We start from the raw sequence: 12,141 nt of genomic DNA, 5'->3' as shown, positions 1-12,141 counted from the left end.
GGGGTGGGTCTCGGGGGCGGGGTGGGCATCGGGGCCAGGGGCGGCGGGGCGGTTGCGCGGCGCCCCGGGGCGGCTCGGGTCCGGGGGAACGGGGCCGCCCGCGAGTACCTGGGCGACCTCCTCCTCGTACGGCATGGCCGTCGAGCAGGCGAGGCGCGCGGCGACAACCGCGCCCGCGGCGTTCGCGAAACGCATCACCCGCTCCAACTCCCAGCCGGCGAGCAGCCCGTGGCACAGGGCGCCGCCGAACGCGTCCCCCGCGCCCAGTCCGTTGACCACGTCCACCGGCACGGGCGGGACCTCGGCCCGCGTGCCGTCCCGGTGCACGGCGAGCACCCCCGCGGGGCCCTGCTTGACCACGGCGAGCTCGACGCCTGCGGCGAGCAGCGCTTCGGCGGCCGCCTCCGGCTCACGCTCGCCGGTCGCGATCGCGCACTCCTTAAGGTTCCCGACGGCGACGGTCGCCAGGGCGAGTGACTTCGCATAGTGCGGTCCGGCCGATTCCGGGTCCGCCCAGAACATCGGCCGCCAGTCCAGGTCGAACACGGTGGTCCCCGACTTCGCCCGATGCGCGAGCGCGGCCAGCGTCGCCGTACGGCTCGGTTCCGCGCACAGTCCCGTACCGGTCATCCAGAAGATGCGCGCCGCCCGGATCGGTTCCGGCTCCAGTTCGTCCTCCCGGATCTCCAGATCGGGGGCTTTGGGCTGCCGATAGAAGTAGAGGGGGAAGTCGTCCGGTGGAAAGATCTCGCAGAAGGTGACCGGTGTGGGGTACGCGTCGACCGGCGTCACCCACCTGTCGTCCACGCCGAACTCCCGCAGCGCCCCGCGCAGATACTCGCCGAAGGGGTCCCGCCCGGTCCGGGTGATCACGGCCGTCCGCCGGCCCAGCCTGGCCGCCGCCACCGCTACGTTGGTCGCCGAGCCGCCGAGGAACTTCCCGAACGTCTCGACCTGGGCCAAGGGGACCCCGGTGCGCAGCGGATAGAGGTCCACCCCGATCCGGCCCATCGTGATCACGTCGTACGGCAAAGGCATGCGCGTCCCTTCGGTCAGGGGGTGCCCCCAGGTCTAGCCGCCCCTCACGAACCCTGTCAACATTTTGTCCGGACATTCGGACCAACCCTTGACACCTTTCTCCGGTGGCCGGAAAGCTGACCGGCATGACCCCCTCCGTCCCCGCCCTGAACCGCATCCGGGTCGGCTCGGCCCCCGACTCCTGGGGAGTGTGGTTCCCCGACGATCCCCGGCAAGTGCCCTGGCAGCGCTTCCTCGACGAGGTCGCGCAGGCCGGCTACGAATGGATCGAACTCGGCCCCTACGGCTATCTCCCGAGCGACCCCGCGCGCCTCACCGACGAGACGACCCGGCGCGGCCTGAAGGTCTCGGCCGGCACGGTCTTCACCGGACTGCACCACGGCCCCGCCGTCTGGGAGGAGACCTGGGCCCACGTCTCGGACATCGCCGCGCTCACCCGGGCCATGGGCGCGGAGCACCTGGTCGTCATCCCGTCCTTCTGGCGCGACGACAAGTCGGGGCGCGTGCTGGAGGACCGCACGCTCACCCCCCAGCAGTGGCGCGACCTCACCGGCCAGAGCGAACGCCTCGGCCGTGAGGTGCTCGAACGGTACGGGCTGAAGATCGTGGTCCATCCGCACGCGGACACCCACATCGACACGGAGGAGAACGTCAGCCGCTTCCTGGACGCCACCGACCCCGACCTCGTCTCCCTCTGCCTCGACACCGGCCACTACGCCTACTGCGGGGGCGACAGCGTCAAGCTCATCGAGAGGTACGGCGAGCGGATCGGCTACCTCCATCTCAAGCAGGTCGATCCGGCGATCCTCGCCGAAGTCGTCGCGAGCGAGGTCCCGTTCGGACCGGCCGTGGGCCGGGGTGTCATGTGCGAACCGCCGGCAGGCGTGCCGGCGCTGGAACCCGTCCTGCACGCGGCCGCGACCCTCGGCGTCGATCTCTTCGCCATCGTCGAGCAGGACATGTACCCCTGCCCGCCGGACAAGCCCTTCCCGATCGCCGAACGCACGCGCGGATTCCTGCGGTCCTGCGGCGTCTGAGCACCTGCTGCACATCTGTCCCGTTTGTTGCCGTCCGGTGACACATGTATCGATTACGCCCGCCTTCTGTCACAAGCGGTCGACAGCCCTGCTCCCGCCTCGGCCCCCCGTCGTTCAAAGGGCACAGGCTCAGCAATCGCCGGCGTCCGCGCGGCAGCTCCCCACGACATCCAGCCCGCCGCCGCCGCGCGCAGGGAGGTGCCAGACACATGACGGACAGAAGGCTCTGGTCCTACAAGGACATCGCCGCACACATCAAGGTGCAGCCGGACACGATCCGCTCGTATCGCAAATACGGGCTCCTTCCGCCCCCCGACCACGTGGAGGCCGGAAAGCCCTACTGGTATGCGGACACCATTCGCGTCTGGGTCGCCAACCGCCCCGGGAACAGGGGGCGCAGGGGGTGAGGCGCGAAGCGTGAGACCCGGTGGCCCCGGACCCTGGCGGCGCGGGGCCACCGCTGTGACGGATCCGGTGACGACACTTCGCGGCGGCGCGCCACCGAAGGGCTCGCATTCATACCCCCTAGGGGTATAAAATGACTGCGTCAGGACGTCCCGCCGTTCCCTGGGGCCCTGGCGCACCCTGTACATACGCGTCACGCGTACGTTGCCTACGTACGTTCCGCTCATGAGGAGAATGCGATGACCGTCGAGACGAAGATCGAGACCGTCCAGAGCACGGGGTCCTGCTGCTCGGCCGACGGCTCCTGCCACGACACCGGGGCGGGCGCGCAGGCCGGCGGCGTCACCACGGTCTACCAGGTCTCCGGCATGACCTGCGGCCACTGTGAAGGCGCCGTCAGCAGCGAGATCTCCGAGATCGCGGGCGTCACCTCGGTGCAGGCCGTCGCCGCCACCGGCTCGGTGACCGTGGTCTCCGACGCGCCGCTCGACGAGGACGACGTGCGCGCCGCCGTGGACGAGGCGGGCTACGAGCTGGTCGGCCGGGCCTGAGCGCCGCCGGGACCCGCATCGCGGACCGGAGGGCCGGGTTCTTCCCGATCAGTCCGATACTGGTCGGGAAGGACCCGGTCCCGGCACGTGTGGAGTCCCGAAAGTGGAAACAGCCCAGGTCGAGCTCACCATCGGCGGCATGACGTGCGCGTCCTGCGCGGCACGCGTCGAGAAGAAGCTGAACCGCATGGACGGCGTGAGCGCCACGGTCAACTACGCGACCGAGAAGGCGTACATCAGCTGCCCGCCGGACATGCCGGTCGCCGACCTCGTCGCCACCGTCGTCAAGACCGGCTACACCGCCGAGGAGCCGCCGCCTCCGGCCCCCGAGCCCCAGGACACGCAGGACCGGGCCCCGGCGGAAGGGACGGCAGGGACCGGTGAGCACGGCGCAGGCGGGCGGGACGGGGAGCAGAGCACTCTGCGGCAGCGTCTGGTCGTCTCCGCGGTGCTGTCCGTGCCCGTCGTTCTCATGTCGATGATCGGCACCTTGCAGTTCGACAACTGGCAGTGGCTCTCGCTGACCCTGGCCGCTCCCGTCGTCGTCTGGGGCGGTCTGCCCTTCCACCGTGCCGCCTGGACGAACCTGCGGCACGGAGCGGCCACCATGGACACGCTGGTGTCCACCGGCACGCTGGCCGCCTTCGGCTGGTCGCTCTGGGCGCTGTTCCTCGGGCAGGCGGGCATGCCGGGCATGCGCCACACATTCGACCTCGCCGTCTCCCGCGCGGACGGCAGCTCGGCGATCTACCTGGAGGTGGCCGCCGGAGTCGTCACATTCCTCCTGCTCGGCCGCTATCTGGAGGCACGCGCCAAGCGCCGGGCCGGCACCGCCCTGCGGGCGCTGATGGACCTGGGCGCGAAGGACGTGGCCGTGCTGCGGGGCGGCACGGAGGTACGCGTTCCGGTCGACCGGCTGGCCGTGGGCGACCGTTTCGCCGTACGCCCCGGGGAGAAGATCGCCACCGACGGCACGGTCGTCGAGGGATCATCGGCCGTGGACGTCTCGATGCTCACCGGCGAGTCCGTGCCGGTGGACGTGACGACGGGCGACCAGGTCACCGGCGCCACCCTCAACACCTCCGGACGGCTCATCGTCGAGGCCACCCGCGTCGGCGCCGACACCCGTCTCGCCCGCATGGCGAAGCTCGTCGAGGACGCGCAGAACGGGAAGGCCGAGGTCCAGCGTCTCGCGGACCGCGTGTCGGCGGTATTCGTTCCGGTCGTGTTCCTGATCGCCCTGGCCACGCTGGTCACCTGGCTGCTCATGACCGACGACGCGACGGCCGCGTTCACCGCCGCCGTGGCCGTGCTGATCATCGCCTGCCCCTGCGCCCTCGGCCTCGCCACCCCGACGGCACTCATGGTGGGCACGGGCCGGGGCGCACAGCTGGGCATCCTCATCAAAGGGCCCGAGGTCCTGGAGTCCACCCGCACGATCGACACGGTCGTCCTCGACAAGACCGGAACCGTCACCACCGGCCGGATGACCCTCCAGGGCATCCATCCGGCCGACACCGCTGAGATGAGGGAACTGCTGCGTCTCGCGGGCGCACTGGAGCACGCGTCGGAGCACCCGATCGCGCGCGCCGTCGCCGAGGGCGCCGAGGAGCGCACCGGCCCCCTGCCCACCACGGAGACTTTCGCCAACGTCCCCGGACTCGGCGTCCGGGGAACGGTCGAGGGCCACGAGGTGCTCGTCGGACGCGCCGAGCTGCTGCGCAGCGCGGGCGTGGAGCTGCCCGAGGCGCTCGTGAAGGCCGCGGCCGGCGATAGGGGCCGTACCGCCGTCTACGCCGCCCGGGACGGCAAGGCGCTCGGTGTGCTCACGGTCGCCGACACGGTGAAGGCGACCAGCGCCGAAGCTATACGGCAGCTGCGGGCCCTCGGGCTCACCCCGGTGCTGCTGACCGGCGATGGGCGGGCCGTGGCGGAGGCCGTGGCCGCCGAGGTCGGTGTGGACGAGGTGTACGCGGAGGTCCTGCCCGAGGAGAAGGTGCGGGTCGTCGAACGGCTGCGGGCCGAGGGCCGCACCGTCGCGATGGTCGGCGACGGCGTGAACGACGCCGCCGCGCTCGCCGCCGCCGATCTCGGCCTGGCGATGGGCACGGGCACGGACGCGGCGATCGAGGCCGGGGACCTGACGCTGGTGCGGGGCGATCTGAGGGTCGCCGGGGACGCGATCCGTCTCGCACGTCGGACTCTGGCGACGATCAAAGGGAATCTTTACTGGGCGTTCGGATACAACGTGGCTGCCCTGCCTTTGGCGGCGTTCGGCCTGCTCAACCCCATGATCGCAGGTTTCGCCATGGCCTTTTCGTCCGTTTTTGTCGTCACCAACAGCCTGCGACTGCGCTCCTTCTCGTGACTACAAACAGGTCACAAGACCTTCACAAGGAGACCTAGATCACACATATTTGGGGGTAACCATTAAGACTCCTCGCGGGTCTAAGTGGCGATGCCGAGAACGTCTTGGGGGACGTTCATGGAATGTCTTGGGGGACGTTCCAGGCAAGCGTTGGCCGGGGCACGTGCCCGGGGAGCTTTGAGCGGCCCTCCCGTGCGTGCGTACCCCGGCAGATCGCGCGAGGAGATTCTGCTGCCCAGCAGACGCCCGGCCGGATCCCGTGGGGGGAATCCGCTGTCGGGGATATGGGAAGCGCCCCGTCCGCCGACCCGTGGGGGGATCGGCAGCGGGGCGCTTTCCGCTTTTTCGCTCGCCCCTGAACACCCGGCCCAGCCGCGAGACGGCGAGGTGCGCCGGGCCCGGCCCGGGACTCAGCGGCCTGGACCGACGGCCGACCGCGACCGGCGCGGGCTCCAGTGACCGGCGACAGCCCGGGACGCCCCGGGATTGAGGCCGCAGTCTGCAGACTCCGGTGACGGTCACAGCGGGGACGCCCCGCGAGCCGGCCGCGGCGGCAGGCTCAGCGGGGCACGGGCCGACGGCCGCCGTGGCCGGCGCTCCGGTGACCTGCGACAGCCGGGACGCCCGCCGGCGTCCGCAGCCGGCAGTCTCGCCGACGTCGACGACCGGCGCAGCAGGCGGCGGGCTCAGCGCGACTCCGCGCCGACGACCGGCGCAGCAGCCGGCAGGCTCAGCGGGCCTCGACGGGGACGAAGTCGCGCAGGACCTCGCCGGTGTAGATCTGGCGCGGACGGCCGATGCGGGAACCGGGCTCCTTGATCATCTCGTGCCACTGGGCGATCCAGCCCGGCAGACGGCCGAGGGCGAAGAGCACGGTGAACATCTCCGTCGGGAAGCCCATCGCGCGGTAGATCAGGCCCGTGTAGAAGTCCACGTTCGGGTAGAGGTTGCGCGAGACGAAGTACTCGTCCGAGAGCGCGTGCTCCTCCAGCTTCAGGGCGATGTCCAGCAGTTCGTCGGACTTGCCGAGCGCCGAGAGGACATCGTGCGCCGCCGCCTTGATGATCTTCGCCCGGGGGTCGAAGCTCTTGTAGACGCGGTGGCCGAAGCCCATCAGACGGACGCCGTCCTCCTTGTTCTTCACCTTGCGGATGAAGGAGTCGACGTCGCCGCCGCCCGCCCGGATGCCCTCGAGCATCTCCAGGACCGACTGGTTGGCGCCACCGTGCAGCGGACCCCACAGCGCGCTGATGCCGGCGGAGATCGAGGCGAACATGTTCGCCTGCGAGGAGCCGACCAGACGCACCGTGGACGTGGAGCAGTTCTGCTCGTGGTCCGCGTGCAGGATCAGCAGCTTGTCGAGCGCGGAGACCACGACCGGGTCCAGCTCGTACTCCTGGGCGGGGACCGAGAAGGTCATGCGCAGGAAGTTCTCGACGTAGCCGAGATCGTTGCGGGGGTAGACGAAGGGGTGGCCGATCGACTTCTTGTACGCGTAGGCCGCGATCGTCGGCAGCTTGGCGAGCAGCCGGATCGTCGACAGGTGGCGCTGCTTCTCGTCGAACGGGTTGTGGCTGTCCTGGTAGAACGTGGACAGCGCGCTGACCACGGAGGACAGCATGGCCATCGGGTGCGCGTCACGCGGGAAGCCGTCGAAGAAGCGCTTGACGTCCTCATGCAGCAGCGTGTGCTGCGTGATCTCGCCCTTGAATCCCGCGAGCTCGTCGACGGTGGGAAGCTCCCCGTTGATCAGCAGGTACGCCACCTCGAGGAAGGTGGAGCGCTCGGCCAGCTGCTCGATCGGGTAGCCGCGGTAGCGCAGGATGCCCTGCTCGCCGTCGAGGTAGGTGATCGAGGATTTATAGGCGGCGGTATTGCCGTATCCGCTGTCCAGGGTCACCAGACCGGTCTGGGCTCGGAGCTTCCCGATGTCGAAGCCCTTGTCACCGACGGTGCTCTCGACCACCGGGTAGGTGTATTCACCGTCCGCGTACCGCAGTACTACAGAGTTGTCGCTCACGTCATCCCTCACCGACGTAGTGCCTCTACTTCGAGGTGCCCTGACTGTCTCTACCATCCCCCATTTGGCTCAGGAGAGTGCACTCGGGGTCGACCAATGGGCCCATCGGCGGCACTCAGTGCCGCCAACCTGCTCATCTTGCCCCCTTCGCCCTGGTTCTGAAAGCCGGGGTGAGGCCGGGGCGGTTTTTCCCACCCACCGCCGCCCCTTCCCGCCCCGCTGGGCACCCCAACCGCCGTCCGCGCCGCTCAGCCGATCGGCGACCCGCCCGCCAGCCGGTGATCCAGTGCGGTGAAGCGTCTGCCTGCGGAAACCGTGCGCACGGCCTGACCTATCGCCTTGCGCGAGCCGACCAGCACGACGAGTTTCTTGGCGCGGGTGACGGCCGTGTAGAGCAGGTTCCGCTGGAGCATCATCCAGGCCCCGGTGGTGACGGGGATCACCACCGCCGGGTACTCGCTGCCCTGCGAGCGGTGGATCGTCACCGCATAGGCGTGGGCCAGTTCGTCCAGCTCGTCGAAGTCGTACGGCACCTCCTCGTCCTCGTCCGTGAGCACCGTCAGGCGCTGGTCGTCGGTGTTGAGCGCGGTGACGACGCCGACGGTCCCGTTGAAGACGCCGTTGCGCCCCTTGTCATAATTGTTTCGGATCTGGGTCACCTTGTCGCCCACACGGAACACCCGCCCGCCGAACCGCTTCTCCGGCAGATCAGGCCGGGCCGGGGTGATGGCCTGCTGCAACAGTCCGTTGAGCGTTCCCGCGCCGGCCGGACCGCGGTGCATCGGCGCGAGCACCTGCACATCGCGCCGCGGATCCAGCCCGAACTTCGCCGGGATCCGCCGCGCCGCCACGTCCACGGTGAGCCGCCCCGCGTCCTCCGTCTCCTCCGCCACGAAGAGGAAGAAGTCGCTCATCCCCGAAGTGATCGGCTGCATGCCCGAGTTGATCCGGTGGGCGTTGGTGACGACCCCGGACTGCTGGGCCTGCCGGAAGATGCGCGTCAGCCGCACGCTCGGCACAGGCCCGCTGTCCGCCAGCAGGTCGCGCAGCACTTCGCCCGCGCCGACGCTCGGCAACTGGTCCACATCCCCCACCAGCAGCAGATGCGCCCCCATCGCCACGGCTTTGATCAGCTTGTTGGCGAGCAGCAGGTCGAGCATCGACGCCTCGTCGACGACCACGAGGTCCGCGTCGAGCGGCCTGTCCCTGTCGTACGCCGCATCGCCACCCGGCTTGAGCTCCAGCAGCCGGTGCACCGTGGACGCATCGGCCCCGGTCAGTTCGGCCAGCCGCTTGGCGGCCCGGCCGGTGGGCGCGGCGAGCAGCACCTTCGCCTTCTTGGCGCGGGCGAGCTCCACGATCGAGCGCACGGTGAACGACTTGCCGCAGCCCGGCCCTCCCGTCAGCACCGCGACCCTGCTGGTCAGCGCCAGCTTGACCGCGGCCTGCTGCTCGGGCGCCAGGGCGGCGCCCGTGCGCTGCGCGAGCCAGGCCAGCGCCTTGTCCCAGTCGACTTCCCGGAACGCCGGCATCCGGTCCTCGTCCGCCCGCAGCAGCCTGCGCAGCTGACCGGCCAGGGACAGCTCGGCGCGGTGGAAGGGCACCAGATACACGGCCGTGACCGGCTCACCGCCGTCGGGACCTGGCACCTGCTCCCGTACGACCCCTTCCTCGTCGGCCGCGAGCTCCGCGAGGCACTCGATGACCAGGCCGGTGTCGACCTGGAGGAGCTTCACCGCGTCCGCGATCAGCTGCTCCTCGGGCAGGAAGCAGTGCCCCTGATCGGTGGACTGGGACAGCGCGTACTGGAGGCCGGCCTTCACCCGCTCCGGACTGTCGTGGGGTATACCGACCGCCTGTGCGATCTTGTCGGCGGTCAGGAAGCCGATGCCCCACACATCGGCCGCCAGCCGGTACGGCTGGTTCTTGACGACCGAGATCGAGGCGTCCTCGTACTTCTTGTAGATGCGCACGGCGATGGACGTGGAGACGCCGACGCCCTGGAGGAAGACCATGACCTCCTTGATGGCCTTCTGCTCCTCCCAGGCGGCCCCGATCAGCTTCGTCCGCTTCGGGCCTAGACCGGGCACCTCGATGAGCCGCTTCGGCTCCTGCTCGATGACGTCGAACGTGTCCACACCGAAGTGGTCGACGATCCGCTCGGCGATGCGCGGCCCGATCCCCTTGATCAGGCCGGAGCCGAGGTAGCGCCGTATGCCCTGGACGGTCGCCGGAAGGACGGTGGTGTAGTTCTCCACGGTGAACTGCTTGCCGTACTGCGGATGGGAGCCCCAACGGCCCTCCATCCGCAGCGACTCGCCGACCTGCGCGCCGAGCAGCGACCCGACGACGGTGAGCAGCTCACCACCTCCGCGGCCGGTGTCGACGCGGGCGACGGTGTAGCCGTTCTCCTCGTTGGCGTACGTGATCCGCTCAAGGACGCCTTCGAGAACGGCGAGGCGAGGCATGACCTGTTGGGACATGCTCCGACGGTATCGCCGGGGTCGGACACAGTGGGGGGCCTGTGGACAACGTCCGGCACTTCGGGGCGGTCCCAGCAGGGCGCCGTGCCGCTGCCGTCGCCCCAGGACGTGGCACGACTTGCCCTCCGGCCGGGTCCAGGGCAGCCGCCGGGCACGGCACAGGGTGCGCCGCTCACCAAGGCGAGTGTCTTGAGGTGGCGCGTGGCCACGCGGACGTACCGGTGAAAGTAAGGTCGCGGCCGGACCGGCAGTGGTGTTCTCGATGGGTGGCGGTCGGCGTTCGTTGACGTGATCCGGAGCGGCGAGCTACACGTCTGAGGACAGGGACAGTGACAGTGAAAACGAAACGGACAGAACAATGAAGCCGGATTGTCGCCAAGGCGCTTCTTGGGTTCTGACAGATGTGTCTCTCGTCGTCAAGGGGCACGACCTCGACCCGGATACCGTGACCAGCAAGCTGGACCTCCAACCGACTGGAACCCGCAGCCCAGGGCATAGCCGATGGGGGTCCCCGGCGGATATCAACGGGGAATGGCGACTCCGGTGCGATGAGCGCTCGACGAGAAGGTTCTCCGAGCAGCTCGAAACGATCCTGACGGCAGTCGAACCGCACTCCAAGGATCTGATTGAACTCCTGGCGAACGACATCTCCGTGACCCTCACCATCAGGGGATACGTGGACAACGACTCTCAGATCATCCTTACTCCCGAAGAGATACGCCGCGTGGCTCGCCTCGGCATACCTGTGGTCTTCGCGCCCAGCACAAGCGAACGGTGACGACTATGTCAAGAGAGTCAAACGCCTTCAACAGTTCACCTGAGTGGACATCGATCAACACGTCGTTGGCCGTTACGGGTGCCGAATTGGAGAGTTCTTCCATCGAGCGCGCCCTGGGGCTCACTCAGGCTACGGAAATCCAGGACGGAGCGTCCGTCCATCACGGCCCAGGGTGGTGGACGTACACCGTCGACGAGCGCTGCTCAGGCGACCTGAGTGAGCAGGTTTCCGCTCTGGTTCATCGGGTCAAACCGCACCTCGCTGAGCTGAAGGCATTGACGGCGGCCGGTTATTTCATTCAAGTGGCGATCTCAGGAACAGTGGAACCAAATAACCGCTTGACGCTTTCTGTGCAATCTGCCGGTCAATTGGCTGACCTCGGTCTCCCGGTTTCCTTCACGACGCTCAAGGAGGGTAACGTCCCGTCGGAGGATCCATTGAGCTGGCTCGACTGAGAAACGCACGAGGACCGGGAGGTTTCGACGCGCCGATTCGCACGGACGGGCCCAGCTGGTGCACCGAGTGCAGGCCTCCAAGTGCACGTACTTCTCGGCCGTTTCCTCCGAGGCCTCGCCCACAGTGGGCCAGCCCGACCCGCAGCGCCCCCAGGTCAGGAGCGGACTGCTCTCGACGCGGCACGCAAGGGCGGCAGCACACTTCGTCAGAACACCTCTGACACAAACCTCCTCGCCGTCTCCCCCAGAACCTCCGCCCCGTCCCGCGCCCACACCCCCTCGTTGAACAACTCCACCTCGATGAAGCCCGTCCAGCCCGTCGCCTCCACCCGTTCGCGCCACCCGCGCATGTCGATCGACCCGTCGCCGAGTTGGCCGCGGCCGGTCAGGACACCCGCCGGCAATGGCGTGACCCAGTCCGCCAGCTGGAAGGAGTGGATACGGCCCGCAGCGCCCGCGCGGGCGACCGCCGCCGGGGCGCGGTCGTCCCACCAGACGTGGTAGGTGTCCACCACCACGCCCACTTGGGAGGACGGGAAGCGTTCCGCCAGGTCGATGGCCTGGTCCAGGGTCGAGACCACACAGCGGTCGGAGGCGAACATCGGGTGCAGCGGCTCGATCGCGAGACGGACGCCCCGCTCGCCCGCGTAGGGCGCCAGCATCGACAGCGCAATCCGTTCGCGCGCCGCGACCAGATCGCGGCTGCCCAGCGGGAGGCCGCCCGAGACCAGGACCAGCGTGTCCGTGCCGAGGGTGGCCGCCTCGTCGATCGCCGCGCGGTTGTCGTCCAGCGCGCGGGCGCGGTCGGCCGGGTCGAGGGCCGTCAGGAAGCCGCCGCGGCACAGGGACGTGACCGTCAGGCCCGCGTCCCGTACGAGCTTCGCCGTCGCCTCTAGGCCGTACTCCGCGACCGGCTCGCGCCACAGGCCCACCGCCGGCACGCCCAGACGGGCGCAGGCGCCGGCGAGTGCCGGCAGGGACAGCTGCTTGACCGTCATCTGGTTGA

At 69.3% G+C, this 12,141-nt stretch carries 10 protein-coding genes; 6 read left to right on the top strand and 4 right to left on the bottom strand.

The window, feature by feature from the left end; all coding sequences use genetic code 11:
• Positions 1-1,038: 5-dehydro-2-deoxygluconokinase (gene iolC, locus J7E88_RS17895; RefSeq protein WP_215182153.1), on the bottom strand; the 1,038-nt coding region annotated here is incomplete at its 3' end.
• Between the two features lie 125 nt (positions 1,039-1,163).
• Between iolC and J7E88_RS17890 the strand changes: the two genes are divergently transcribed.
• From J7E88_RS17890 to J7E88_RS17875, 4 genes are all read left to right on the top strand, one after another.
• The gene (locus J7E88_RS17890) at positions 1,164-2,075 is read left to right on the top strand and encodes a sugar phosphate isomerase/epimerase (protein ID WP_215182203.1); all 912 of its coding nucleotides are present in this window, start codon (positions 1,164-1,166) and stop codon (positions 2,073-2,075) included.
• A 209-nt stretch (positions 2,076-2,284) separates the two neighbouring features.
• Positions 2,285-2,482 carry an AlpA family transcriptional regulator gene (locus tag J7E88_RS17885; RefSeq protein WP_215182151.1) on the top strand — a complete coding sequence of 66 codons (198 nt, stop codon included), beginning with the start codon at positions 2,285-2,287 and terminating at the stop codon, positions 2,480-2,482.
• 237 nt (positions 2,483-2,719) lie between these two features.
• Positions 2,720-3,031 carry a heavy-metal-associated domain-containing protein gene (locus J7E88_RS17880; protein WP_215182149.1) on the top strand — a complete coding sequence of 104 codons (312 nt, stop codon included), beginning with the start codon at positions 2,720-2,722 and terminating at the stop codon, positions 3,029-3,031.
• A gap of 139 nt (positions 3,032-3,170) precedes the next feature.
• A complete protein-coding gene (locus J7E88_RS17875; RefSeq protein WP_215182201.1) occupies positions 3,171-5,399 on the top strand; it encodes a heavy metal translocating P-type ATPase in 2,229 nt (742 codons plus the stop codon).
• A 730-nt stretch (positions 5,400-6,129) separates the two neighbouring features.
• Here the strand turns inward: J7E88_RS17875 and J7E88_RS17870 are convergent.
• A complete protein-coding gene (locus J7E88_RS17870) occupies positions 6,130-7,419 on the bottom strand; it encodes a citrate synthase (protein WP_215182147.1) in 1,290 nt (429 codons plus the stop codon).
• Between the two features lie 248 nt (positions 7,420-7,667).
• Entirely contained in the window at positions 7,668-9,887 is a 2,220-nt protein-coding gene (locus tag J7E88_RS17865; protein WP_215182199.1) for an ATP-dependent RecD-like DNA helicase, read from the bottom strand.
• Between the two features lie 418 nt (positions 9,888-10,305).
• On the opposite strand from J7E88_RS17865, the gene J7E88_RS17860 reads away from it, so the two are divergent.
• Both J7E88_RS17860 and J7E88_RS17855 read left to right on the top strand, forming a co-directional pair.
• Positions 10,306-10,680, top strand: a complete 375-nt coding sequence (locus J7E88_RS17860; RefSeq protein WP_215182145.1) for a DUF4279 domain-containing protein — start codon at positions 10,306-10,308, stop codon at positions 10,678-10,680.
• A 5-nt stretch (positions 10,681-10,685) separates the two neighbouring features.
• Positions 10,686-11,135 (top strand): DUF4279 domain-containing protein, encoded by a 450-nt coding sequence (locus J7E88_RS17855; protein ID WP_251022812.1) that lies wholly within the window; start codon positions 10,686-10,688, stop codon positions 11,133-11,135.
• Between the two features lie 206 nt (positions 11,136-11,341).
• On the opposite strand, the gene J7E88_RS17850 is transcribed toward J7E88_RS17855, so the two are convergent.
• On the bottom strand, positions 11,342-12,133 hold the full coding sequence (locus J7E88_RS17850) for a sugar phosphate isomerase/epimerase (protein WP_215182198.1): 792 nt from the start codon (positions 12,131-12,133) through the stop codon (positions 11,342-11,344).
• Between the last annotated feature and the right edge of the window lie 8 nt (positions 12,134-12,141).

Origin of the sequence: Streptomyces sp. ISL-10, from assembly GCF_018614575.1 — a bacterium.
In the GTDB taxonomy this organism is placed as follows: domain Bacteria; phylum Actinomycetota; class Actinomycetes; order Streptomycetales; family Streptomycetaceae; genus Streptomyces.
This window is presented reverse-complemented; position numbering and strand designations above follow the sequence as displayed.

Excerpts from the sequence above, each read along its gene's own strand:
- J7E88_RS17890 (WP_215182203.1), top strand. The coding sequence starts at position 1,164 with ATGACCCCCTCCGTCCCCGCCCTGAACCGCATCCGGGTCGGCTCGGCC.
- J7E88_RS17885 (WP_215182151.1), top strand. The coding sequence starts at position 2,285 with ATGACGGACAGAAGGCTCTGGTCCTACAAGGACATCGCCGCACACATC.
- J7E88_RS17880 (WP_215182149.1), top strand. The coding sequence starts at position 2,720 with ATGACCGTCGAGACGAAGATCGAGACCGTCCAGAGCACGGGGTCCTGC.
- J7E88_RS17875 (WP_215182201.1), top strand. The coding sequence starts at position 3,171 with ATGACGTGCGCGTCCTGCGCGGCACGCGTCGAGAAGAAGCTGAACCGC.
- J7E88_RS17865 (WP_215182199.1), bottom strand. The coding sequence starts at position 9,887 with ATGCCTCGCCTCGCCGTTCTCGAAGGCGTCCTTGAGCGGATCACGTAC.
- J7E88_RS17855 (WP_251022812.1), top strand. The coding sequence starts at position 10,686 with ATGTCAAGAGAGTCAAACGCCTTCAACAGTTCACCTGAGTGGACATCG.
- J7E88_RS17850 (WP_215182198.1), bottom strand. The coding sequence starts at position 12,133 with ATGACGGTCAAGCAGCTGTCCCTGCCGGCACTCGCCGGCGCCTGCGCC.